We start from the raw sequence: 22,651 nt of genomic DNA, 5'->3' as shown, positions 1-22,651 counted from the left end.
CCGCCCCTAGGTATGATGAACGACCAGCTCGACATCGCCGAGCCGCAGCTTGGATCCTGCCTGAAGGGCGACCGGCGCACCGGCCTTGAGGAGCACCCCGTTGACCGCCGAGCCGTTGGTCGAACCGAGGTCCTCGACCTGCAGCGCCTCGCCCGCGAGGCTGAGCTTCGCATGGCGCCGCGACACGGTCGGGTGTGGCACCACCAGCTCGCACTGATCCGCGGCACGGCCGATGCACATGCCCTGGGACTGTCCGACCAGCTTTTCCATCGACACTTCGAACGTATGCTTGCGGCCGGCCGAATCGGGACCTTCGAAGCGCAGCGTGATCTGCGGCACCATGCGCGTCGTGGTGCCGGGCGACATGAGCTTGGCCGGGCGCACGTGGAAGACCTGTACCGCACGGCTGACGTTCTTCAGCTGGTGCTCGCCGCCGTCGTGGAAGACGTACTCGACCCGGAGTTCGACAAGATCGCGCACGGCCCGCGACACCGCGATACCACCCGGCTCGGCCAGGGTCTGGATGCGGGCAGCCAGATTCACACCGTCGCCGAAGATGTTCTGGTCTTCGTCATCGATGATCACTTCTCCGAGGTGGACGCCGATGCGGAACAGCATGCGCTGCTCCTCGCTCAGGGCCTCATTGAAGCGCGCCATCCGTTCCTGGATGTCGATCGCGGCGGCTACCGCCGACACGGCGGAGCCGAATTCGGCCAGCATGGCATCGCCTGCGGTGCCCACGAGGCGACCGCGGCCGGAATCGATCGCCGGACGCCAGACCTCGGTCTGGGCCGACTTGAGATGGCGGAAGGTGCGTGTCTCCGCGCCTTCCATCATCCGGGTGAACCCGGCGAGGTCGGCATGGACGATGGCGGCTAGGCGGCGTTGCATCTCGTCTTCGGTTCAGCGGCCCTCGAATGTCGCCGCCCTGTCTGCAGAATACACCGGCCGCCCGATGGCGGCACGGCCTCAGATGTTGCCGGCATCCTGCACTGAATCACGGCAATCTTGCGACAACCGGCACGCGAAGGTGCCGGAGCCGCATTCTTCAGCGGCCCTTGAAGGCCGGGGTGCGCCTCTCGCCGAGTGCCGCCAGCCCCTCCTTGAGATCGTCGGACGTCGCGCAGGCACGCTGGGTCTGGCGGATGGCGGACATATCGGGGGCGGCCTGGGCGTACTGCTCGATCGCCCGTTTCATGCCCGACATGGACAGGGGTGCGAGGCCTGCCAGCCGCGCGGCCTTCTCGGCCACTTTCTCCCGGAACTCCGCCCTCTCGACCAGCCAGTCGAGATAGCCGACTGCGAGAAGCTCGGTGTCGTGGAAGTCCTCGGAGAGCAGGAAGGCGCGCTTGGCGAAGCTGGGGCTCACCTTCTGCGTATAGCGACGCAAGCCGCTCGGGTAATAGTGCAGGCCGAAGCGCGCCGCCGGCATGAAGAAGCGCATGCCCTTCACGCCGAGCCGGAAGTCGCAGGCCAGCGCCAGGTCCGTGGCTCCGCCGTAAACGCCGCCGTTCAGTGCACACAGGGTCGGCATGCGCATCGCCTCGATGCGGTCCATGACGACTTCGAAAGTATTGTCGCCGCCCTCGTCCTTGCGTTCCCCGGCCGGGATCGAGCCCAGGTCGTAGCCGGAGCAGAAGGTCTTGTCGCCGGCACCGGTGATGACGGTCGCGCGCACATTTGGATCCGCGTCCACCGTCTCCACCGCCTCGCGCAGCAGCTTCAATCCGTCGGGATTGAGGCGATTGTGCTTGGCCGGATCGTTCAGCGTGATGGTGGCGATGGGGCCGTCGATCGACAGCAGGACTGTGTGTGTCATGTGGTCTCCTAAATAGCCGAGCCGGTCGCCAAAAGCGACCGAGCGCGCCATATTGCGGACCGGAGGAATTCACATGACCTACACCGCCCCGCTGGCCGACATGCGTTTCGCACTGCGCGAAGTGGCTGGCCTTTCCGGCGTTGCCGCCCTGCCCGGCTACGAGCACGCCACGGACGACACGATCGACGCCGTGCTCGAGGAGGCCGCCAAACTGGCCGGCAATGGCCTCGCCCCGCTCAACCGCGAGGGCGACAAGGTCGGCGCCAGGCTGGAGAACGGCGTGGTGCGCACCGCCCCGGGCTTCGCCGCCATCTACAAGGAATTCGTCGAAGGCGGCTGGAACTCGCTGCCCTTCGATCCGGAATTCGGCGGCCAGGGTATGCCCTGGCTGCTGGCCACGACGGTTCAGGAGATGTGGCAGGCCGCCAACATGGGCTTCGGCCTGGTGCTGCTGCTGAACCAGGGTGCGATCGACGCCATCCATCATCACGGGTCGGAGGCTCAGAAGGCGACCTACCTGCCCAAGATGATCTCGGGCGAGTGGACCGGGACGATGAACCTGACGGAGCCGCAGGCCGGCTCCGACCTCGGCCAGCTCAAGAGCCGGGCGGTGAAGAACGGCGACCATTATCTCGTCAGCGGCCAGAAAATCTTCATCACCTACGGCGAACACGACATGGCCGAGAACATCGTGCACCTGGTGCTGGCGCGGACGCCCGACGCGCCGGCCGGCGTGCGCGGCATCTCGCTGTTCATCGTGCCGAAGTATCTGCCGGGCGAAGACGGCAAGCCGGGCAAGCGCAACGACCTGCGCTGCGTGTCGCTCGAGCACAAGCTCGGCATCCATGCGAGCCCGACCTGCGTGATGTCGTTCGGCGACGATGGCGGTGCGGTCGGCTATCTCGTCGGCGAGGAAGGCCGCGGCCTTTCCTACATGTTCACGATGATGAACAACGCCCGCCTGTCCGTCGGCATCCAGGGCCTGGCGATTGCCGAGCGCGCCTACCAGCAGGCCGCCGCCTTCGCGCGCAACCGCGTCCAGTCCAAGGACGACGGCAGCCCGAAGCCGGCCTCGGTATCGATCGTCCATCATGCCGACGTGCGCCGCATGCTGATGAGCATGCGGTCCCAGATCGAGGCAATGCGCGCCTTGGGCTACTACACGGCCGCGGGCATCGACGGTGCGCTGAAGCAGCCGGACAGGGAGACGAGCCGCAAGATCCAGGATCGCGTCGATCTGCTGATCCCGATCGTGAAGGCGTGGTTCACCGACCTCGGCAACGAAATCGCCTCGACGGGCGTACAGATCCACGGCGGCATGGGCTTCGTCGAGGAGACCGGTGCCGCCCAGCACCTGCGCGACGCCCGCATCCTGCCGATCTACGAAGGCACCAACGGCATCCAGGCGCGCGACCTGGTCGGCCGAAAAGTCGCCAAGGACGGCGGCGAGACCATGCTGGCGCTGGTCGCCGAGATGCGCGCCACCGCCGAGGCGATGAAGGCGGCCCCCGGCGACGATCTCGAAGCCATTCGTGCCGGCCTCGTTGCCGCCGCCGATGCGCTCGAAGACGCGACCAAATGGGTCGCCCACTCGGTCAAGGCCGAGCTGGTGAACGCGCTGGCGGGCTCGGTGCCGTTCCTGCGGCTGGCCGGCACCGCGCTGGGCGGCTGGCTGCTGGCCCGCAGCGCCCTGGTGGCCCAGACGAAGCTGGCCGCGCGCGATGGGGATCCCGCCTTCCTCGAAGCCAAGCTGGTGACGGCCCGCTTCTATGCCGAAGTGATCCTGCCGCCGGCGCTGGCCGAACTGGGCCCGCTCAAGGCGGCGGGACGGACGGTGTTCGCGCTCCCTGCGGAGCAGTTCTGAGGCCTGCAAGGGCCTCCTACAGCTTCTTCACCATGTGGACGCGGATGTGCGCGTCCTTGCCGTGGTCCGGCGGTCCGCGGTGGACGATCTCGAAGCCATGGCTGGCGTAGAGTTTGACGAGATGAACCATCATCTCGGCGGTGATCAGCGAGAGGGAGTGGTCTCCTCGCGCGGTTCCCACCTCGTCGAGCCGTTGCAGCAGCCAGCGCCCGAGGCCCGTGCCCTGCTTAGCCGGATCCACGGCGAGCCGATCGAGGAACAGTTCCCTGTCGCGCCGCTCGGTCGCCGCAACGCCGACGACCACGCCGCCTTCGTCCGCCACGAACAGATCGCCGCGCTCGATCGAGGCCGGAAGCCACCCGTAATAGCCGGGCGGCATTTCGCGCCCGAGCCTGCGAAGGTAGGGCGTGAAGGCCGCGCGCAGGACGCGGTCGGCGTCGGCGGCTTCTGATGGGCGTGCGAGGCGAAACGTAAAGGACATTGCGGAAGTATGTTCGCTGGGGGCGCCCCACTCCAGTGACGCATCATCTCCAGGAGGCGAGAAGGCACGCCACGGAGACCCGCGCCCCGACAAAGAAAAACGCCCGGTCCTTGGACCGGGCGTTTTCAAACGGCTCGAGCGGCAGAGGCTTACGCCGCTTCCTGCTGCTCGCTCTTGTCGGCCGAGGGGCCGCTGTCCTGGCCCTTGGCCGAGGTGTCGCGCTCGACGAACTCGATCACGGCCATCTCGGCGGCATCGCCGAAGCGGTAGCCGGCCTTGAGGACGCGCAGGTATCCGCCGTTGCGCTTGGAGTAGCGCGGGCCCAGCGTGGTGAACAGCTTGTCGGCGATGTAGGGATCGCGCAGGAAGCCGATCGCCTGACGACGCGCATGCAGACCGCCGCGCTTGCCGAGCGTGACCAGCTTCTCGACGATCGGACGCAGGTCCTTCGCCTTGTGCAGCGTGGTCGTGATCTGCTCGTGCTTAATGAGAGCACCGGCGAGATTCATGAACATCGCCTTGCGATGCTCAGCCGTGCGGTGGAACTTCCGGCCGCGATTGTTGTGACGCATGACTTATTTCCTTCTACCGGCCTAGTACGGCTCTTCCAGCCGCTTGGCCATTTCCTCGATGTTGTCCGGCGGCCAGCCCGGGATTTCCATACCCAGGTGGAGGCCCATGCCGGCCAGCACTTCCTTGATCTCGTTCAGCGACTTGCGCCCGAAGTTCGGGGTGCGCAGCATCTCCGCCTCGGTCTTCTGAACCAGATCGCCGATGTAGATGATGTTGTCGTTCTTCAGGCAGTTGGCCGAACGCACCGACAGTTCGAGCTCGTCGACCTTGCGCAGCAGGTTGCGGTTGAACGGGAAGTCGTCCTGCTGCTCTTCCTTGCGGACTTCGCGCGGCTCCTCGAAGTTGATGAAGAGCTGCAGCTGGTCCTGCAGGATGCGGGCGGCGAGCGCCACCGCATCGGCCGGCATCGTGGTGCCGTTGGTCTCGACCGTCATCGACAGGCGATCGTAGTCGGTGACCTGGCCGACGCGGCTGTTCTCGATCTTGTAGGAAACGCGCTTCACCGGGCTGAACACCGAGTCGACCGGAATCAGGCCGATCGGCGCGTCTTCCGGACGGTTCGCCGAGGCCGGGATGTAGCCCTTGCCGGTGGCGACCATCAGTTCCATCGAGATCGAGGCGCCGTCGTCGAGCGTGCAGATCAGGTGCTTCGGATCCATGATCTGGACGTCGCCGGGCAGCTCGATCATGCCGGCGGTGACTTCGCCGGGGCCGACCGCGCGCAGGTAAAGACGCTGCGGGCGGTCGCCCTGCATCTTCACGGCCATCGCCTTGATGTTCAGCACGATGTCGACCACGTCCTCGCGGACGCCCGGAATCGACGAGAACTCATGCAGCACGTTGTCGATCTTGATCGACGTGACGGCGGCACCCTGGAGAGACGACAAGAGAACACGACGCAGCGCGTTGCCGAGCGTGAGACCGAAACCGCGCTCGAGCGGCTCGGCGACGATGGTCGCGACGCGACCGGGATCGACGCCGGCTTCGGTGACAAGCTTCTCCGGCTTGATCAGGTCCTGCCAGTTCTTCTGAAGCACGTGGGCTACCCCTCTAGACCGGTTCGAGCGAATCCCTCAGGACCCGCCATACATTCCCCAAGAGCGGGCGGCGCCGGAGCGCCGCCTCCACCCGAAATCAGACGCGGCGGCGCTTCGGCGGCCGGCAGCCGTTGTGCGGGATCGGCGTCACGTCGCGGATCGACGTCACGGCGAGGCCGACGGCCTGCAGCGCGCGCAGCGCCGACTCACGGCCCGAACCCGGACCGCGCACGAGGATCTCGATCGTGCGCATGCCGTGCTCCATCGCCTTGCGACCGGCGCCTTCGGCGGCCATCTGCGCGGCGAACGGGGTCGACTTGCGCGACCCCTTGAAGCCCTGCTGGCCCGACGACGACCAGGCAATCGCGTTGCCCTGCGCGTCGGTGATCGTGACGATCGTGTTGTTGAACGAGGCGTTCACGTGAGCGACGCCGGCGATGATGTTCTTGCGTTCCTTGCGACGGGGACGCGCGGCGGCAGCTGCAGCTTTGGCCATGACCTCTATCCCCTCTTACTTCGTCACTTTTTTCTTGCCGGCAATCGGCTTGGCCGGACCCTTGCGGGTGCGCGCATTCGTATGCGTGCGCTGGCCATGGACGGGCAGGCCGCGACGATGGCGCAGCCCGCGATAGCAGGCGAGGTCCATCAGACGCTTGATGTTCATCGCCACTTCACGACGCAGATCGCCCTCGACCGTGTAGTCGCGGTCGATGGTCTCGCGGATGCGGATGACCTCGTCGTCGCTCAGCGTGTTCACGCGCCGCGACTCGTCGATCCCCACTTTTCCACAGATCTCCTTGGCTTTCGCCGCACCGATCCCGTGGATGTACTGAAGTCCGATCACGACACGCTTGGCGGTCGGAATGTTCACACCGGCTATACGAGCCAAAGTCCCAACTCCTTCAAAGACTTATGGCGCGCTCGCGCGCGCCCGTCACAGTTCCGCTGGCCCCGGAAAAGCGCGCGATTATATGTACCCGCGCCCCCGAGTCAATGGAACTAACTCTTGTCAAGTCCCCGCCAGAACTCCCGTGATCTGACGGTAAACTTCGTCCATCGCGGCCATCCCGTCGACCTTCCGCAGCACCCCCCGGGTGCTGTAGTAGGGCAACAAGGGCTCGGTTTGAGCCCGGTAGGCGGCCATGCGAGTCTTCATCGTCTCTGCATTGTCGTCCTTGCGGCGGGTGAATTCCGTCGCCCCGCAGACGTCGCAGACACCGTCGGCCTTAGGCCGCTTGAACTTGTCGTGATAGCCCGCGCCGCACTTGGCACAGGAGAACCGGCCGACGACGCGCTCGGTCAGCGCCTTCTCGTCGACTTCCATCTCGATGACCCGATCGAGCTTCTTGCCCGTCTCGGTCAGCATCTTGTCCAGAGCCTTGGCCTGGGCCTCGGTCCGCGGGAAACCGTCGAGGATGAACCCCTTGGCACAGTCCGGCTGGGCGATTCGATCCTTGATCAGGCCGACCATCAGCTCGTCCGGGACGAGCTCGCCCCGCTCCATGATGCCCTTGGCCTTCTGGCCGAGCTCGCTGCCCGAGGCCACGGCAGCCCGCAGCATGTCGCCGGTCGAGAGCTGGATCAGCCCCCGCTCCTGCTGCAGCCGCTGCGCCTGCGTGCCCTTGCCGGCGCCCGGCGGTCCCAGAAGAATGATGTTCATCGGCCCTTGCCCCTCAGGCGGGCCTTCTTGATGAGGCCCTCATACTGGTGAGCCAGCAGATGCGCCTGCACCTGGGTCACGGTGTCGAGCGTGACCGAAACCACGATCAGGAGGCTGGTGCCGCCGAAGTAGAAGGGCACGCCACCGCGGGCGATCAGCAGTTCCGGCAGGATACAGACCGCCGAGAGGTACAGCGCGCCGATCACCGTCAGCCGGTTCAGGATGTACTCGAGATACTCGGCCGTGTTCTTGCCGGGACGGATGCCCGGAATGAAGCCGCCGTTCTTCTTCAGATTGTCGGCCGTGTCGGTCGGATTGAACACAACGGTCGTGTAGAAGAAGCAGAAGAAGACGATCAGGCCGATATAGGCAAACAAATAGAGCGGCTGGCCGTGACCGAGATAGGTCGACATCCACTGCATCCAGCCCGGTTCGCCGGAATTACCCTGGAACGACGCGATGGTCGCCGGGAAAAGCAGCAGCGAAGAGGCGAAGATCGGCGGGATGACGCCGGCGGTATTGATCTTCAGCGGCAGATGCGAGGCTTCGCCACCATACATGCGGTTGCCCACCTGGCGCTTGGGATACTGCACGACGATCCGTCGTTGGGCGGTCTCGACGAAGACGACCACCGCCACCACGAGCACGATGCCCACCACCAGGGCGATGATGAACAGCGCCGACAGGGCGCCCGTCCGGCCCAGTTCGAGGGTCTGCACCAGCGCGTCCGGCAGGGCCGCGACGATGCCGGCAAAGATGATCAGCGAGACGCCGTTGCCGACGCCGCGGGCCGTGATCTGCTCGCCCAGCCACATCAGGAACAGGGTGCCGCCGACCAGCGTTATGATTGTGACGAAGCGGAAAAAGATGCCCGGATCGATCACCACCGGTCCGGCGGCCGCCACTTGGCTTTCGAGCCCCACGGCAATGCCATAGGCCTGGAAGGTCGCCAGTATCACCGTGCCGTAGCGGGTGTACTGGTTGATCTTCTTCCGGCCGGCCTCGCCTTCCTTCTTCAGCGCCTCGAGCGACGGCACCACCGTCGTCAGGATCTGCATGATGATGGACGCCGAGATGTACGGCATGATGCTGAGCGCCAGCACCGACATGCGGCCGATCGAGCCGCCGGAGAACACGTCCAGCAGTCCCGCGATGCCACCGGCATTCTGCTTGAAGATCTCGGCCAGGGCGGCCGGATCGACGCCGGGGACCGGAATGTAGGCACCGATGCGGAAGACGACGAGCGCGGCCACGGTGAACCACAGCCGCTTCTTCAGCTCGGTCGCCCTACCGATCGAACCCCAGTTCAGGTTGGAAGCAAGTTGCTCGGCGGCGGATGCCATGGAACCTCACGCGTGAACGACACAAGGGGGAAGCGACGCCCCCGTTGACGCCGTCCGGATCAGGCCGCTTCGGCCACGGGCTTGGGCGGGAGTTCGACCTTGCCGCCGGCCTTCTCGACCGCGGCGATCGCCGACGCCGAGGCGCCCGCGACCTTCACTTCGATCTTGGTCTTGATCTCGCCCTTGCCAAGAAGGCGGACACCGTCCGCGGCGTTCTTGAACAGGCCCGCGGCCAGCATCGCCTCGGCGTCGATCAGCTTGCCGGCGTCCAGCTTCCTGTCGTCGATCGCCTTCTGGAGCGTGCCGAGGTTGACCACCTGGTAGCTCTTCTGGTGCGGCGGACGGAAACCGCGCTTCGGGATGCGGCGGTAGAGCGGCATCTGGCCGCCCTCGAAGCCCTTGATGGCGACGCCGGTACGGGACTTCTGACCCTTGACGCCGCGACCGGCGGTCTTGCCCTTGCCGGAGCCGATACCGCGGCCGACACGCATGCGGCCCTTGCGGGCGCCCGGGTTGTCCGAGATCTGGTTCAGTCTCATGGTAATTACCTCCGCGCCGCGGCCTCAGGGCCTTAGCGCGCTTCCTCTTCGACGCGCACGAGGTGGCGCACCTTGTTGATCATGCCGCGAACCTCAGGCGTATCCACGAGCTCGCGGGTGCGGTGACGCTTGTTGAGCCCCAGGCCGATCAGCGTCGCGCGCTGGTCGTCCGTGCGGCCGATGTGGCTGCCGGTCTGGGTGATCTTGACTGTCTTGGCCATGGTCCGGTTCCTTAAGCCGCCGCTTCCGCGGTCGTCTCGTCACGGCGGCCGAGAAGGTCGCCGACCTTCTTGCCGCGGCGGGTGGCGACCATGCGCGGCGAGTTGAGCAGCTCGAGCGCCTTGAACGTCGCCTTGATCATGTTGTGCGGGTTGGAGGTCCCGACCGACTTGGCGACGATGTCCTTGATGCCCAGCGTCTCGAAGATCGCGCGCATCGGGCCGCCGGCGATGATGCCGGTACCGGCCGGGGCGGCGCGGAGCGTCACCTTGCCGGCACCGAAGCGTCCCTTGACGTCATGATGCAGCGTGCGACCGTCACGCAGAGGCACGCGGATCAGGCCGCGCTTGGCCGCCTCGGTGGCCTTGCGGATCGCCTCGGGAACCTCACGCGCCTTGCCGGCACCGTGACCGACACGGCCGCGCTGGTCGCCGACGACGACGATGGCGGCAAAGGCGAAGCGACGACCGCCCTTCACGACCTTCGCGACGCGATTGATCGTGACCAGCTTGTCGGTCAGTTCATTGTCCTCGTCGCGGTCACGGCTCCGATCGCGATCGCGCGGGGAACGGCCGGAACCGCCGGGTGAACGAGCCATATTCTAACTCCCGATCAGAACGACAGACCGCCCTCACGGGCGGCATTGGCCAGCGCAGCGACGCGGCCGTGATACGTGTAGCCACCGCGGTCGAAGATGACTTCCTTCACGCCGGCCGCAACGGCACGGGCGGCGATCAGCTTGCCAACTTCGGCGGCAGCGCCCTTGTCGGCGCCGGTCTTGAGCGAGCCCCGGACGTCCTTGTCGAGCGACGAGGCGGCGGCCAGGGTCACGCCCTTACGGTCGTCAATGACCTGGGCATAAATGTGCTTGCCCGAGCGGAAAACGCTGAGGCGCGGGCGGCCGCCGGCGGCCTGGCGCAGCGCGTAGCGCGTGCGCCGCTGGCGGCGGGCGAAAAGAGCATTGCGGTCGGACATGGTTCTCTCGCCTCTACTTCTTCTTGCCTTCCTTGCGCCGGATCGTCTCGGTCGAGTACTTGATGCCCTTGCCCTTGTACGGCTCGGGCGGACGCAGGCTGCGGATCTCGGCCGCAATCTGGCCCACGCGCTGACGATCGGCGCCGGAAATCTCGATCTCGGTCGGCTTGAGAGCCTTGATCTGGATGCCGGCCGGAATGGGAATCTCGACATCGTGGCTGAAGCCGAGCTGCATCTTCAGCATCTTGGCGTCGGCCGCGGCGCGATAGCCCACGCCGTTGATCTCGAGGTTGATGGTGAACCCGTCGGACACGCCGCGCACGACATTGCTCGCCAGGTTGCGAGCCGTGCCCCACTGCATGCGGGCGCGGCGGCTCTCGTTCCGCGGCTTGAAGACCAGGCCCTCGGCCTCCTTGGCGACGGAGACGTCGTCATGGACCATGAGCTCCAGTTCGCCCCGCTTGCCCTTGGCCTTCAGGTGCTGGCCCTTGAGCTCGATGGTGACACCGGCCGGGATGGCGACCGGATTTTTACCGACGCGCGACATGGTCAGAACACCTTGCAGATGACTTCGCCGCCGACATTGGCGGCCCGCGCCTCGGCGTCGGACATGACACCGCGCGGCGTGGAAAGGATCGAGATGCCGAGGCCGTTGAAGTGGCGCGGCAGCTCGCGGATCTTGGAATAGACGCGGCGGCCCGGCGTGGAGACACGCTTGATCTCCTTGATGACCGGACGGCCGTTGTCATACTTGAGCTCGATGCGGAGCTCCTTCACGCCGGGGCGCAGCTCTTCCTCGAACCAGCCGCGGATGTAACCCTCGCGCTGGAGCACATCGAGAACACTCGACCGGAGCCGCGAGGCGGGAGCCGTCACGCTGTCGAGGCGCGCCGACTGGCCGTTGCGGATGCGGGTCAGCAAATCGCCGACGGGATCTGTCATCGCCATGGTCTACGGTCCCCGTTTACCAGCTCGACTTCACGACGCCGGGCAGAGCACCCAGCGACGCCAGCTGACGCAGCGCAACGCGCGACAGCTTGAACTTGCGATACACGGCCCGCGGGCGGCCCGTGAGTTCGCACCGATTGCGGACGCGAGTCGGCGACGAGTTGCGCGGCAGCTCCGCCAGCTTCAGGCGGGCCCCGAAGCGCTCCTCCGGCGTCAACTTGTCGTCGACCGCCATCGCCTTCAGCTTGGCGCGCTTGCCGGCGTATTGCTTCGCCAACTTTGCACGCCGGTTGTTCTTCTCGACCGAGCTAGTCTTGGCCATGTGTTTCTCCGGCCTCAGTTCACGAACGGGAAGTCGAAAGCACGGAGAAGCGACCTGGCTTCCGCATCCGTCTTCGCCGTCGTGCAGATGATGATGTCCATACCGCGCACCTGGTCGACCTTGTCGTAGTCGATTTCAGGAAACACGATCTGTTCCTTCAGGCCCATGGCGTAGTTGCCATTGCCGTCGAACGACTTGCCGTTAAGCCCGCGAAAGTCGCGAACGCGCGGCAGGGCGATGTTGATCAGGCGATCGATGAATTCGTACATCCGGTCGCGCCGCAGCGTGACCTTGGCGCCGATCGCCATGCCTTCACGCAGCTTGAAGGTCGCGATCGACTTGCGCGACCGCGTGATCACCGGCTTCTGGCCGGTGATCGCCGTCAGGTCGGCCACGGCGCCATCGACGGCCTTGCGGTCGTTGACCGCCTCGCCGACGCCCATGTTGATGACGATCTTCTCGAGCTTCGGCACCTCGAAGGGGTTCTTGTAGGAGAACTCCTTCGTGAGCGCCTCGCGCACGGACTTGGTATAGTGTTCTTGCAGACGCGCGGGCATGGCCCGTTCTCCTAGCGGTCGATGGTCTCGCCGGAGGCACGCGCGATGCGCACCTTGCGGCCGTCTTCAAGGAACCGGAACCCGACCTTCGTCGGCTTGTCCGATTTGGGATCCAGCAGGGCCACGTTGGAGACGTGGATCGTGGCCTCGCGTTCGATGATGCCGCCGGCTTCCGCACGGCTCGGCTTGGTGTGGCGCTTGATCATGTTCACGCCGGAAACGACCACGCGGTTCTCCTTGGGAAGAACGCGCAGGACGTCGCCCACCTTGCCCTTGCTGCCACCGGTGATGACCTTCACCCGGTCGCCCTTCTTGATCTTCAGTTTGTTTGCCATGGCTAGAGCACCTCAGGCGCAAGCGAGATGATCTTCATGAACTTCTTGGCACGCAGCTCGCGCGTCACCGGTCCGAAGATACGGGTGCCGATCGGCTCATCCTGCTTGCTGAGGAGCACGGCGGCGTTGCGGTCGAAGCGGATGGCGCTGCCGTCGGGGCGGCGCAGCGCGAAAGAGGTGCGGACGACGACGGCGCGATGCACCTCGCCCTTCTTCACCTTGCCGCGCGGAATCGCTTCCTTGATCGACACGACGATGACGTCGCCGACACTGGCATACTTGCGGCGTGAGCCGCCCAGCACCTTGATGCACTGGACCCGACGGGCGCCCGAATTGTCGGCGACCTCGAGGTTGGTTCGCATCTGAATCATGACTTGTGCTCCGACCGCTTAAGCCTGGGCGCCTTCGACCAGAACTTCCCAGCTCTTGGTCTTGGACAGCGGGCGGCACTCGCGGATGCGGACGACTTCGCCAACCTTGCCCTTGAAGGCGTTGGCTTCGTCGTGCGCGTGGTACTTCTTCGACTTGCGAATGAACTTCTTGTAGATCGGATGCTGAACGCGGCGCTCGACCTTGACGACGATGGTCTTGTCCATCTTGTCGCTGACGACGACGCCTTCCAGGATACGCTTAGGCATTTCGTGCTCCTTAACCGGCGGCCTTCTCGCCCAGCACCGTCTTGATGCGGGCGATGTCGCGGCGAACCTGGCGCGCGCGGGAAGTCTTCTGCAGCTGGCCCCCGGCCTTCTGGAAGCGCAGGTTGAACGCCTCCTTGCGGAGGTTGCCGAGCTCGTTCTTGAGCTCGTCCTTGGTCTTGGGGCGCAGATCGGTGGCCTTCATGTCCTTCTCCCTCAGCCTTCGGCGCCGACGCGGCTGACGAAGCGGGTCTTGATGGGCAGCTTCGCGGCGCCAAGCGCCAGGGCTTCCTTGGCGATCGTGCCGGAAACACCCTCGAGCTCGAACAGGATGCGGCCCGGCTTGACGCGGGCCGCCCAGAACTCGGGCGCGCCCTTGCCGGAGCCCATGCGGACCTCGGCCGGCTTCTTCGACACCGGCACGTCCGGGAACACGCGGATCCAGACACGGCCGGCACGCTTCATGTGACGCGTGATGGCGCGGCGGGCCGCCTCGATCTGGCGCGCGGTCAGACGATCCGGCTCCATCGCCTTCAGTCCATAAGAACCGAAGTCGAGGTTGAAACCGCCCTTGGCAGCGCCGCTGATACGACCCTTGAAGGCCTTGCGGTACTTGGTGCGCTTGGGTTGCAGCATGATGGATTACGCGTCCCTCTGCTCGGAGCGCTCCGCGCGCGCCGGCGTGCGTTGCGGCGCGGCTTCCTCGGCGCGCTTGTCGTGCGCCATGGGGTCGTGCGCCATGATCTCGCCCTTGAACACCCAGACCTTGACACCGCAGGTGCCGAAGGTGGTGAAGGCGGTGGCGGTGCCGTAGTCGATGTCGGCGCGCAGCGTGTGCAGCGGCACGCGACCTTCGCGGTACCATTCCATGCGGGCGATTTCCGAGCCGCCGAGACGGCCAGAGCAGTTGATCCGGATGCCGAGCGCACCCAGGCGCATCGCCGACTGGACGGCGCGCTTCATGGCGCGACGGAAGGCGACACGACGCTCGAGCTGCTGGGCGATGTTCTCCGCGATCAGCGTGGCATCGATCTCGGGCTTGCGGATCTCGACGATGTTCAGGGCCACTTCGCCCTTGGTCATCTTGCCGAGGTCGGAGCGCAGCTTCTCGATGTCGACGCCCTTGCGGCCGATCACGACGCCCGGACGGGCGGTGTGGATGGTGACGCGGGCGCGCTTGGCCGGACGCTCGATGACGATCTTCGCAACGCCCGCCTGGGCCAGCCGCTCGCGCAGCACCTTGCGGATGTGGATGTCCTCATGGAGCATCTTCGAGTATTCGGCGCCCTCGGCGTACCAGCGCGAGTCCCAGGTCCGGTTGATACCGAGCCGCAGGCCGATCGGATTGACCTTCTGACCCATTACTTGTCCTCCGCCTCGGCGCGCTCGCGCACCACGATCGTGAGATGAGCGAACGGCTTGACGATGCCGGCCGCACGGCCGCGGCCGCGCGTCTGGAAACGCTTCATCACCAGGCCCTTGCCGACCGACGCCTCGGCGACGACCAGGCGGTCGACATCGAGGTTGTGGTTGTTCTCGGCATTGGCGATGGCCGAATTCAGGGCCTTCTTCACGTCGCGGGCAATCCGCTTCTTGGAGAAGGTGAGCTCGTTGACGGCCGTCGCCGCCTTCTTGCCGCGGATCGTCGCGGCCACGAGGTCGAGCTTGCGCGGGCTGATGCGCACGGCGCGCAGGACGGCCTTGGCTTCGTTGTCCGCCTCGCGGCGGGGAGCGGATGGCTTGCTCATCGCGCGTTAATCCTTCGACACTTTCTTGTCACCGGCGTGGCCGGTGAAGGTGCGGGTCGGCGAGAATTCGCCGAGCTTGTGACCGACCATCTCCTCGGTGACGCTCACCGGGATGAACTTCTTGCCATTGTAGACGCCGAACGTCAGGCCGACGAACTGCGGCAGGATCGTCGAGCGACGCGACCAGGTCTTGATCACCTCGCTGCGGATGTTGCCGCGCGACTTCTCGGCCTTCTTGATCAGGCTGCCTTCAACGAAGGGGCCCTTCCAAACGGAACGTGCCACTGTCCTATCTCCTAGCGCGTCGCATGCCGGCGGCGGATGATCAGCTTGTCCGTCGCCTTGTTCTTGCGGGTCTTCTTGCCCTTGGTCGGCTTGCCCCACGGAGTGACCGGATGACGGCCGCCCGAGGTGCGGCCTTCACCACCGCCGTGCGGATGGTCGACCGGGTTCATCACGACACCGCGGACGGTGGGGCGACGGCCGAGCCAGCGCTGACGGCCGGCCTTGCCGATGACAATGTTCTGGTTGTCGGGGTTCGACACCGCGCCGACCGTGGCCAGGCAGCCACCCGGCACCAGGCGCAGTTCGCCCGAACTCAGCTTGATCTGGGCGTAGCCGGCGTCCTTGCCGACCAGCTGAGCATAGTTGCCTGCCGAACGGGCCAGCTGGCCGCCGCGACCGACCTTGAGCTCGACATTGTGCACGATCGTGCCGACCGGCATGTTCGCGAGCGGCATCGCATTACCGGGCTTGATGTCGACGCGCTCGCCGGAGACGATCTCGTCGCCCGCCTTCAGGCGCTGCGGCGCCAGGATGTAGGCCTGCTCGCCGTCCGCATACTTGATGAGGGCGATGAACGCCGTGCGGTTCGGATCGTACTCCAGGCGCTCGACGGTCGCCGTCACGCCGAACTTGCGGCGCTTGAAATCGACCAGGCGCAGGCGACGCTTGTGCCCGCCGCCCATGTGGTGGCTGGTGATATGACCGTGGTTGTTGCGACCGCCGGTGTTGGTCTTGCCGCGCGTCAGCTCCTTGACCGGCTTGCCCTTCCAGAGGCCGGTGCGGTCGACGATGACCAGCTGTCGCAGGGACGGCGTGATCGGCTTAAATGTCTTCAAGGCCATTGTTTGCTCTCCCGTCCTACAGGCCCGTGGTCACGTCGATCTTGTGACCCTCGACCAGCGAGACGATCGCCTTCTTCCAGTCGCTCCGCACGCCGGGACGGCCGCGGAAAACCTTGCTCTTGCCCTTGACCGTGACGGTGTTGACCGCCTTGACCTTGACCTTGAACAGGCCTTCGACGGCCTGCTTGATCTCCGGCTTGGTCGCGTCGGCGGCAACCTTGAAAGTCACCTGGCTGTGCTCCGAGCCATTGGTCGTCTTCTCGGTGATCAGCGGCGCACGAATGACTTCGTACATGCGCGAACGCGAGACGGTTGCGGGGATGTACCGCTTGGCGCTCATTGCAGACGCTCCTCGAGGTGCTTCACGGCATCCTTGGTGAGCACCAGCGTGTCGCGGCGCAGGATGTCGTAGACGTTCGCGCCCTGCTGCGGCAGCACATCGACGTGGGCGATGTTGGCCGCGGCGCGGGCGAAGTTCGTGTCGATCTCGGCGCCGCCGATGATCAGGGCGCTGGTCACGCCGAGCGCGCCGAAGTGACCCTTGAGCTGTGCGGTCTTCGGCTCGGCAAGTGCCGCCGCCTCGACCACGATCAGCTTGCCCTCGGCCGCCTTGGCCGACAGAGCGGTACGGAGTGCCAGCTTGCGGACCTTCTTCGGCAGGTCGCTCGCATGGCTGCGCACGACCGGACCGAACGCCTTGCCACCGCCCCGGAACTGAGGTGCCGCCTCGTTGCCGTGACGCGCGCGACCGGTGCCCTTCTGGGCGTACATCTTTTTGGCCGTCGCCGTGACCTCGGAGCGACCCTTGGTCTTGTGCGTGCCCTGCTGGCGGCGCGAGAGCTGCCACACGACGCAGCGCTGCAGGATGTCCTTGCGGACGGGAACGGCGAACACCGCATCGGCGAGATCGATCTCGCCGGCGCTGCCGCCCTCGATGGTCTTGACCGCGATCTTCATGACCTGATCCTTAAGCCTGCGGAGCGGCTTCAGCCGCCGGAGCCGCTTCGCCGGCAGCCTTGCGCAGGCCGGCCGGATACGGGGCATCCTTGTGACGGGCGCGCTTGGAGGCGTCCTTGACGATGATGTAGCCGTTGGCCGGGCCGGGAACGGCGCCGGAGACCAGGAGCAGACCCTTCTCGTCGTCGACGGCGACGACCTTCAGATTCTGCGTGGTCACGCGCTCGCTGCCATAGTGGCCGGCCATCTTCTTGCCGGGGAACGTACGGCCGGGATCCTGGCGGTTACCGGTCGAACCATGCGACCGGTGCGAGACCGAAACGCCGTGGCTGGCCTCGAGGCCGTGGAAGTTCCAGCGGACCATCGAGCCGGTGAAGCCGCGGCCGATGGTGGTGCCGACGACGTCGACGAACTGGCCCGGCACGAAGTGGCTGGGCACCAGTTCGGCGCCGACCTCGAGCACGGCGTCCTTGGCGACCCGGAACTCGACGAGCTTCTTCTTCGGCTCGACCTTGGCCTTGGCGAAGTGACCGCGCATCGGCTGGGTCACGTTCTTAACCTTGGCCTTGCCGTAGCCGAGCTGCACGGCGACGTACTTGTCCTTCTCTTCAGTGCGGACAGCGACAACCTGCAGCTGATCCACCTTCAGAACGGTGACGGGCACATGCTCCCCGGCGTCATTGAAGACGCGGGTCATGCCGACCTTCTGGGTGACGAGACCGCAACGCATGGTCTTCTTCCTTCTTTCCTGGTCCGCTTAGGCGCCGAGCTTGATCTCGACGTCCACGCCGGAGGCGAGGTCGAGCTTCATCAGCGCGTCCACGGTCTGCGGGGTCGGATCGACGATGTCGAGCACGCGCTTGTGCGTACGGATCTCAAACTGCTCACGCGACTTCTTGTCGATGTGCGGCGAGCGGTTGACCGTGAACTTCTCGATCCCGGTCGGCAGCGGGATGGGCCCACGCACCTGTGCGCCCGTCCGCTTGGCCGTGCTGACGATCTCGCTGGTCGACGAATCGAGCACGCGATGATCGAAGGCCTTCAGCCGGATCCGGATGTTTGTGTTGTCCATGGCCATGATGTTCGCCTTGTCGCGTACGTTACGTTTACTTTACGACTTTGGTGACGACGCCGGCGCCGACGGTGCGTCCGCCCTCGCGGATGGCGAAGCGCAGGCCCTCGTCCATGGCGATCGGCTGGATCAGCTCCACCACCAGCCGCGCGTTGTCGCCCGGCATCACCATCTCCGTGCCTTCCGGCAGCGTCACCACGCCCGTCACGTCCGTCGTCCGGAAGTAGAACTGCGGACGGTAGTTCGTGAAGAACGGCGTGTGGCGGCCGCCCTCTTCCTTCGTCAGGATGTACGCCTCGGCCTCGAAGTTCGTGTGCGGCGTGATCGAGCCCGGCTTCGCCAGCACCTGGCCACGCTCCACGTCCTCGCGGCCCACGCCGCGCAGCAGCGCGCCGATGTTGTCGCCCGCCTCGCCCGAATCCAGCAGCTTCCGGAACATCTCCACGCCCGTGACCGTCGTCTTCGACGTCGCCTTCAGGCCCACGATCTCGACTTCCTCGCCCACCTTAACGATGCCGCGCTCCACGCGACCCGTGACCACCGTGCCGCGGCCCGAGATCGAGAACACGTCCTCGATCGGCATCAGGAACGGCTTGTCCTTGTCGCGCGCAGGCTGCGGAATGTACGCGTCAACCTCCGCCATCAGCTTCAGCACCGCCTGCTCGCCCAGCTCCGGGTTCTTGTCCTCAAGCGCCATCAGCGCCGACCCCCGAACCACCGGGATGTCGTCGCCCGGGAACTGGTAGCTCTTCAGAAGCTCGCGAACCTCCAGTTCGACCAGGTCCAGAAGCTCCGGATCGTCCACCATGTCGCACTTGTTCATGAAAACCACCAGCGCCGGAACGCCGACCTGGCGCGCCAGGAGGATGTGCTCGCGCGTCTGCGGCATCGGGCCGTCGGCCGCAGAAACCACCAGGATCGCCCCGTCCATCTGCGCCGCGCCCGTGATCATGTTCTTCACGTAGTCGGCGTGGCCCGGGCAGTCCACGTGCGCGTAGTGACGGTTCGTCGTCTCGTACTCGACGTGCGCCGTCGAGATCGTGATGCCGCGCTCCCGCTCTTCCGGAGCCTTGTCGATCTGGTCGTACGCCGTGAACGTCGCGCCGCCCGTCTTCGCGAGGATCTTCGTGATCGCCGCCGTCAGCGACGTCTTCCCATGGTCAACGTGACCGATCGTACCGATGTTGCAGTGCGGCTTGTTCCGCTCAAACTTCGCCTTCGACATGGTCTTCTATCCCTTAGTAAATCTGTCCGTTCGATCGGTGGGCCGTTAGCCCGCCAGCTTGGCGACCACTTCGTCCGCCACCGCCTGCGGCACGGCCGCGTAGTGGTCGAACGTCATGGAATAGGCAGCGCGACCCTGCGTCATGGAGCGCAGCGTGTTCACGTAGCCGAACATGTTGGCCAGCGGCACCATGGCGTCGATGACCTGCGCGTTGCCGCGCGCGCTCATGCCCTGGATCTGACCACGGCGGCTGTTCAGGTCGCCAATGCAGTCGCCCATGTAGTCGTCGGGCGTCACCACCTCGACCTTCATGATCGGCTCGAGCAGCTTGCACTGGGCCTTCGCGAGGCCTTCCTTGAACGCTGCGCGAGCGGCGATTTCGAAGGCCAGTACGCTCGAGTCGACATCATGGTAGTTGCCGTCGGTCAGTGTGACCTTGAAGTCGATCACCGGGAAGCCGGCGAGCACGCCGGTCTCGCGCGACGCCTCGAGGCCCTTTTCGACGCCGGGAATGAATTCCTTGGGAATCGAGCCGCCGACGATCTTGTTCTCGAAGGAGTAGCCCGACCCGGGCTCGCCCGGCTCGAAGGTCAGCTTGACGCGGGCGAACTGGCCCGAACCGCCGGACTGCTTCTTGTGGGTGTAGTCGATCTCGGCCTTACGACCCAGGGTCTCGCGATAGGCAACCTGCGGGGCGCCGACATTGGCCTCGACCTTGTAGGTGCGGCGCAGAATGTCGACCTTGATCTCGAGATGGAGCTCGCCCATGCCCTTGATGACGGTCTGGCCTGTCTCGGCATCGGTCGAGACGCGGAACGTCGGGTCTTCCTGGACCAGACGGCCCAGCGCCTGGCCGAGCTTCTCCTGGTCGGCCTTGGACTTCGGCTCGATGGCGAGCTCGATGACAGGCTCCGGGAAGTCCATCCGCTCGAGGATGACCGGATGCTCGGGCGAGCACAGCGTGTCGCCGGTCGTGACGCTCTTGAGGCCGGCCAGGGCGATGATGTCGCCAGCGCGGGCTTCCTTGACGTCCTCGCGGTTGTTGGCATGCATGAGCAGCATGCGGCCGATACGCTCCTTGCGGTCCTTCGTGCTGTTCAGCACGCCGGTGGCCGATTCGAGAACGCCCGAATAGACGCGCGCGAAGGTGAGCGAACCGACGAACGGGTCGGTCATGATCTTGAATGCCAACGCCGACAGCGGCGCATCGTCGCTCGACGGCAGCGTGATCGGCTCGTCGCTGCCCATCTTGACGCCCTTGACGTCGGCAACATCGTTGGGGGCCGGCAGGTAGTTCACGACGGCGTCGAGCATGGGCTGTACGCCCTTGTTCTTGAACGCCGAGCCGCACAGCACAGGCACGAACGCATAGTTGATGGTGCCCTTGCGGATGCACTTGATCAGCGTGTCGTAGTCCGGCTCCTCGCCATCGAGGAACTTCTCCATGGCGGCATCGTCCTGTTCGACGGCCATGTCGAGCAGCTTGGCGCGGTACTCCGCGGCCTTTTCCTTCATGTCGTCCGGAATCTCGACGACCTCGAACTTGGCGCCGAGCGTCTCTTCCAGCCAGATGATCGCCTTGTTGGACACCAGGTCGACCAGGCCCTTGTATTCGGCCTCAGAGCCGATCGGCAGCTGAGTGACGAGCGGCTTGGCGCCGAGACGATCCACGATCATGTCGACCGTGCGATAGAAGTTCGCGCCGGTGCGGTCCATCTTGTTGACGAAGCAGATGCGCGGCACGCCATACTTGTCGGCCTGGCGCCAAACCGTCTCGGACTGCGGCTCGACGCCGGCAACCGAGTCGAACACGCAAACCGCGCCGTCGAGCACGCGCAGCGAACGCTCGACCTCGATCGTGAAGTCCACGTGGCCGGGCGTGTCGATGATGTTGACGCGGTAGCTTACGTCCTTGTACGGGCCGCTCTCGACCCGCCAGAAGCACGTCGTCGCAGCGGAGGTGATCGTGATGCCACGCTCCTGCTCCTGTTCCATCCAGTCCATCGTCGCGGCGCCGTCATGGACTTCGCCGATCTTATGCGACTTGCCGGTGTAGTACAGGATACGCTCGGTCGTCGTCGTCTTGCCGGCGTCGATATGCGCCATGATACCGATGTTACGGTAGTCGGCGATAGGGGTGGTACGAGCCATGGAACGGGGCTTTCTTGGAACAGACCTAGAGGGCGCTTACCAGCGGTAGTGCGCGAACGCCTTGTTGGCGTCGGCCATCTTGTGAGTGTCCTCACGCTTCTTCACCGCGTTACCGCGGCGGTTGAAGGCGTCAAGCAGCTCGGCGGAGAGCTTCTCGGTCATGCTGTGGCCCGAGCGGTCGCGGGCGGCCTGGATGATCCAGCGGATCGCCAGGGCCTGGCGACGCTCCGGGCGGACCTCGACGGGCACCTGATAGGTGGCGCCGCCGACGCGGCGGGAGCGGACCTCGACGGCCGGCTTCACGTTCTCCAGGGCCTCGTGGAAGGCCGGAACCGGATCCTGCTTGAGCTTGGCCTCGACCTCGTCGAGAGCGCCGTACACGATGTGCTCGGCGACCGACTTCTTGCCACGCTCCATGAGCGTGTTCATGAACTTGCTGAGGACGATATCGCCGAACTTGGCGTCCGGCAGGACTTCACGCTTTTCAGCTGCGCGACGACGGGACATGCTTTCCTCCCTCGCCTACTTCGGACGCTTCGCGCCGTACTTCGAACGGCGTTGCTTGCGGTCCTTGACACCCTGCGTATCGAGGGTGCCGCGAATGATGTGATAGCGAACGCCCGGGAGGTCCTTCACGCGACCACCGCGGATCATGACCACCGAATGCTCCTGGAGATTGTGACCCTCGCCCGGGATGTAGCTCACCACTTCGTAGGAGTTGGTGAGGCGCACCTTCGCGACCTTCCGCAGCGCCGAGTTCGGCTTCTTCGGCGTCGTCGTGTAGACACGCGTGCAGACGCCGCGCTTCTGCGGGCAAGCCTCGAGCGCCGGCACCTTGTTGTGGGCCTTGAGGCCGTGGCGCTGCTTGCGGATCAACTGGTTGATAGTCGGCATTGATTTCCGGTTTCCTTAACGCCGTCTCGGGTCCGCCCAACATCGACGCGTCGGCACAAAGCATATGCGCGGGCATAGCGGCTAACGCACTGCCCCGCGCGGATGAATAGCTTTGTGGCCTGGTGGCCTGACTTGTAGCGGTCCTCGGCGTCAGGCTGCGTTTTGGCTCA

35 protein-coding genes are annotated in these 22,651 nt (G+C 65.5%); 1 reads left to right on the top strand and 34 read right to left on the bottom strand.

Annotation, left to right across the window (positions count from 1 at the left end):
* Window positions 1-6 precede the first annotated feature (6 nt).
* Together LJ725_RS19225 and LJ725_RS19220 are read right to left on the bottom strand one after the other, a co-directional pair.
* Window positions 7-891 carry an adenylate/guanylate cyclase domain-containing protein gene (locus LJ725_RS19225; protein WP_230552269.1) on the bottom strand — a complete coding sequence of 295 codons (885 nt, stop codon included), beginning with the start codon at window positions 889-891 and terminating at the stop codon, window positions 7-9.
* A 157-nt stretch (window positions 892-1,048) separates the two neighbouring features.
* On the bottom strand, window positions 1,049-1,819 hold the full coding sequence (locus LJ725_RS19220; RefSeq protein WP_230552267.1) for an enoyl-CoA hydratase/isomerase family protein: 771 nt from the start codon (window positions 1,817-1,819) through the stop codon (window positions 1,049-1,051).
* 73 nt (window positions 1,820-1,892) lie between these two features.
* Here LJ725_RS19220 and LJ725_RS19215 point away from each other — a divergent pair, with 73 nt between their 5' ends.
* Entirely contained in the window at window positions 1,893-3,683 is a 1,791-nt protein-coding gene (locus LJ725_RS19215) for an acyl-CoA dehydrogenase (protein WP_230552266.1), read from the top strand.
* A gap of 16 nt (window positions 3,684-3,699) precedes the next feature.
* Here LJ725_RS19215 and LJ725_RS19210 read toward each other — a convergent pair whose 3' ends face one another.
* The 32 genes from LJ725_RS19210 to rpsL form a co-directional block, all read right to left on the bottom strand.
* The gene (locus LJ725_RS19210) at window positions 3,700-4,164 is read right to left on the bottom strand and encodes a GNAT family N-acetyltransferase (RefSeq protein ID WP_230552265.1); all 465 of its coding nucleotides are present in this window, start codon (window positions 4,162-4,164) and stop codon (window positions 3,700-3,702) included.
* Window positions 4,165-4,313: 149 nt separating this feature from the next.
* Window positions 4,314-4,736 carry a 50S ribosomal protein L17 gene (gene rplQ / locus LJ725_RS19205; protein ID WP_230552263.1) on the bottom strand — a complete coding sequence of 141 codons (423 nt, stop codon included), beginning with the start codon at window positions 4,734-4,736 and terminating at the stop codon, window positions 4,314-4,316.
* Window positions 4,737-4,757: 21 nt separating this feature from the next.
* Window positions 4,758-5,807, bottom strand: a complete 1,050-nt coding sequence (locus LJ725_RS19200) for a DNA-directed RNA polymerase subunit alpha (protein ID WP_408015757.1) — start codon at window positions 5,805-5,807, stop codon at window positions 4,758-4,760.
* 64 nt (window positions 5,808-5,871) lie between these two features.
* Window positions 5,872-6,270 carry a 30S ribosomal protein S11 gene (rpsK, locus tag LJ725_RS19195; RefSeq protein WP_230552262.1) on the bottom strand — a complete coding sequence of 133 codons (399 nt, stop codon included), beginning with the start codon at window positions 6,268-6,270 and terminating at the stop codon, window positions 5,872-5,874.
* A 15-nt stretch (window positions 6,271-6,285) separates the two neighbouring features.
* A complete protein-coding gene (gene rpsM, locus LJ725_RS19190) occupies window positions 6,286-6,663 on the bottom strand; it encodes a 30S ribosomal protein S13 (protein WP_230552260.1) in 378 nt (125 codons plus the stop codon).
* Window positions 6,664-6,783: 120 nt separating this feature from the next.
* Window positions 6,784-7,434: an adenylate kinase gene (locus LJ725_RS19185; RefSeq protein ID WP_230552258.1), complete on the bottom strand. Its 651-nt coding sequence runs from the start codon at window positions 7,432-7,434 to the stop codon at window positions 6,784-6,786.
* The gene (gene secY, locus LJ725_RS19180; protein WP_230552256.1) at window positions 7,431-8,777 is read right to left on the bottom strand and encodes a preprotein translocase subunit SecY; all 1,347 of its coding nucleotides are present in this window, start codon (window positions 8,775-8,777) and stop codon (window positions 7,431-7,433) included. Before secY ends, LJ725_RS19185 begins: the two co-directional genes overlap by 4 nt.
* Before the next feature lie 59 nt (window positions 8,778-8,836).
* Window positions 8,837-9,316, bottom strand: coding sequence for a 50S ribosomal protein L15 (rplO, locus tag LJ725_RS19175; protein WP_230552255.1), 480 nt, complete (start codon window positions 9,314-9,316; stop codon window positions 8,837-8,839).
* A 32-nt stretch (window positions 9,317-9,348) separates the two neighbouring features.
* Window positions 9,349-9,537: a 50S ribosomal protein L30 gene (gene rpmD, locus LJ725_RS19170; RefSeq protein WP_068188024.1), complete on the bottom strand. Its 189-nt coding sequence runs from the start codon at window positions 9,535-9,537 to the stop codon at window positions 9,349-9,351.
* An 11-nt stretch (window positions 9,538-9,548) separates the two neighbouring features.
* Window positions 9,549-10,133 carry a 30S ribosomal protein S5 gene (rpsE, locus tag LJ725_RS19165; protein ID WP_230552254.1) on the bottom strand — a complete coding sequence of 195 codons (585 nt, stop codon included), beginning with the start codon at window positions 10,131-10,133 and terminating at the stop codon, window positions 9,549-9,551.
* A gap of 14 nt (window positions 10,134-10,147) precedes the next feature.
* Window positions 10,148-10,510: a 50S ribosomal protein L18 gene (gene rplR, locus LJ725_RS19160; RefSeq protein WP_230552250.1), complete on the bottom strand. Its 363-nt coding sequence runs from the start codon at window positions 10,508-10,510 to the stop codon at window positions 10,148-10,150.
* A 13-nt stretch (window positions 10,511-10,523) separates the two neighbouring features.
* Complete coding sequence (gene rplF / locus LJ725_RS19155) at window positions 10,524-11,057, bottom strand: 50S ribosomal protein L6 (RefSeq protein ID WP_230552247.1); 534 nt, start codon at window positions 11,055-11,057, stop codon at window positions 10,524-10,526.
* A 2-nt stretch (window positions 11,058-11,059) separates the two neighbouring features.
* Entirely contained in the window at window positions 11,060-11,458 is a 399-nt protein-coding gene (rpsH, locus tag LJ725_RS19150; RefSeq protein ID WP_068188017.1) for a 30S ribosomal protein S8, read from the bottom strand.
* A gap of 16 nt (window positions 11,459-11,474) precedes the next feature.
* Window positions 11,475-11,780, bottom strand: a complete 306-nt coding sequence (gene rpsN, locus LJ725_RS19145; protein ID WP_230552246.1) for a 30S ribosomal protein S14 — start codon at window positions 11,778-11,780, stop codon at window positions 11,475-11,477.
* A 14-nt stretch (window positions 11,781-11,794) separates the two neighbouring features.
* Window positions 11,795-12,337: a 50S ribosomal protein L5 gene (gene rplE, locus LJ725_RS19140; RefSeq protein WP_230552243.1), complete on the bottom strand. Its 543-nt coding sequence runs from the start codon at window positions 12,335-12,337 to the stop codon at window positions 11,795-11,797.
* An 11-nt stretch (window positions 12,338-12,348) separates the two neighbouring features.
* Window positions 12,349-12,672, bottom strand: a complete 324-nt coding sequence (gene rplX, locus LJ725_RS19135) for a 50S ribosomal protein L24 (protein WP_068188013.1) — start codon at window positions 12,670-12,672, stop codon at window positions 12,349-12,351.
* A gap of 2 nt (window positions 12,673-12,674) precedes the next feature.
* Window positions 12,675-13,043, bottom strand: a complete 369-nt coding sequence (gene rplN, locus LJ725_RS19130; RefSeq protein WP_230552241.1) for a 50S ribosomal protein L14 — start codon at window positions 13,041-13,043, stop codon at window positions 12,675-12,677.
* 18 nt (window positions 13,044-13,061) lie between these two features.
* Entirely contained in the window at window positions 13,062-13,310 is a 249-nt protein-coding gene (gene rpsQ, locus LJ725_RS19125; protein ID WP_230552240.1) for a 30S ribosomal protein S17, read from the bottom strand.
* Between the two features lie 10 nt (window positions 13,311-13,320).
* Window positions 13,321-13,512, bottom strand: a complete 192-nt coding sequence (gene rpmC, locus LJ725_RS19120) for a 50S ribosomal protein L29 (protein ID WP_230552239.1) — start codon at window positions 13,510-13,512, stop codon at window positions 13,321-13,323.
* A gap of 11 nt (window positions 13,513-13,523) precedes the next feature.
* Window positions 13,524-13,943: a 50S ribosomal protein L16 gene (gene rplP / locus LJ725_RS19115; protein WP_230552238.1), complete on the bottom strand. Its 420-nt coding sequence runs from the start codon at window positions 13,941-13,943 to the stop codon at window positions 13,524-13,526.
* Between the two features lie 6 nt (window positions 13,944-13,949).
* Complete coding sequence (rpsC, locus tag LJ725_RS19110; protein WP_230552237.1) at window positions 13,950-14,669, bottom strand: 30S ribosomal protein S3; 720 nt, start codon at window positions 14,667-14,669, stop codon at window positions 13,950-13,952.
* On the bottom strand, window positions 14,669-15,055 hold the full coding sequence (rplV, locus tag LJ725_RS19105) for a 50S ribosomal protein L22 (protein ID WP_020695011.1): 387 nt from the start codon (window positions 15,053-15,055) through the stop codon (window positions 14,669-14,671). The genes rpsC and rplV overlap by 1 nt, the downstream gene beginning before the upstream one ends.
* 6 nt (window positions 15,056-15,061) lie before the next feature.
* Entirely contained in the window at window positions 15,062-15,340 is a 279-nt protein-coding gene (gene rpsS, locus LJ725_RS19100) for a 30S ribosomal protein S19 (RefSeq protein WP_230552236.1), read from the bottom strand.
* Window positions 15,341-15,351: 11 nt separating this feature from the next.
* The gene (gene rplB, locus LJ725_RS19095) at window positions 15,352-16,182 is read right to left on the bottom strand and encodes a 50S ribosomal protein L2 (RefSeq protein ID WP_230552235.1); all 831 of its coding nucleotides are present in this window, start codon (window positions 16,180-16,182) and stop codon (window positions 15,352-15,354) included.
* A 16-nt stretch (window positions 16,183-16,198) separates the two neighbouring features.
* Window positions 16,199-16,522: a 50S ribosomal protein L23 gene (locus LJ725_RS19090; RefSeq protein WP_230552234.1), complete on the bottom strand. Its 324-nt coding sequence runs from the start codon at window positions 16,520-16,522 to the stop codon at window positions 16,199-16,201.
* The gene (gene rplD / locus LJ725_RS19085; protein ID WP_230552233.1) at window positions 16,519-17,139 is read right to left on the bottom strand and encodes a 50S ribosomal protein L4; all 621 of its coding nucleotides are present in this window, start codon (window positions 17,137-17,139) and stop codon (window positions 16,519-16,521) included. Before rplD ends, LJ725_RS19090 begins: the two co-directional genes overlap by 4 nt.
* Before the next feature lie 10 nt (window positions 17,140-17,149).
* Window positions 17,150-17,869 carry a 50S ribosomal protein L3 gene (rplC, locus tag LJ725_RS19080; RefSeq protein WP_230552232.1) on the bottom strand — a complete coding sequence of 240 codons (720 nt, stop codon included), beginning with the start codon at window positions 17,867-17,869 and terminating at the stop codon, window positions 17,150-17,152.
* A 27-nt stretch (window positions 17,870-17,896) separates the two neighbouring features.
* Window positions 17,897-18,211 (bottom strand): 30S ribosomal protein S10, encoded by a 315-nt coding sequence (gene rpsJ, locus LJ725_RS19075; RefSeq protein ID WP_068198221.1) that lies wholly within the window; start codon window positions 18,209-18,211, stop codon window positions 17,897-17,899.
* Window positions 18,212-18,245: 34 nt separating this feature from the next.
* Window positions 18,246-19,436 (bottom strand): elongation factor Tu, encoded by a 1,191-nt coding sequence (tuf, locus tag LJ725_RS19070; RefSeq protein WP_230552224.1) that lies wholly within the window; start codon window positions 19,434-19,436, stop codon window positions 18,246-18,248.
* 45 nt (window positions 19,437-19,481) lie between these two features.
* Entirely contained in the window at window positions 19,482-21,587 is a 2,106-nt protein-coding gene (fusA, locus tag LJ725_RS19065; RefSeq protein WP_230552231.1) for an elongation factor G, read from the bottom strand.
* Between the two features lie 36 nt (window positions 21,588-21,623).
* Window positions 21,624-22,094: a 30S ribosomal protein S7 gene (gene rpsG / locus LJ725_RS19060; protein WP_068199663.1), complete on the bottom strand. Its 471-nt coding sequence runs from the start codon at window positions 22,092-22,094 to the stop codon at window positions 21,624-21,626.
* A 15-nt stretch (window positions 22,095-22,109) separates the two neighbouring features.
* Entirely contained in the window at window positions 22,110-22,481 is a 372-nt protein-coding gene (gene rpsL / locus LJ725_RS19055; protein WP_068199662.1) for a 30S ribosomal protein S12, read from the bottom strand.
* Window positions 22,482-22,651: the final 170 nt, after the last annotated feature.

Source organism: Reyranella aquatilis (genome assembly GCF_020880995.1).
GTDB classification, from domain to species: domain Bacteria; phylum Pseudomonadota; class Alphaproteobacteria; order Reyranellales; family Reyranellaceae; genus Reyranella; species Reyranella aquatilis.
Note: the sequence above shows the minus strand (reverse complement) of the source record. Positions and strands in the feature narration are given on the sequence as shown.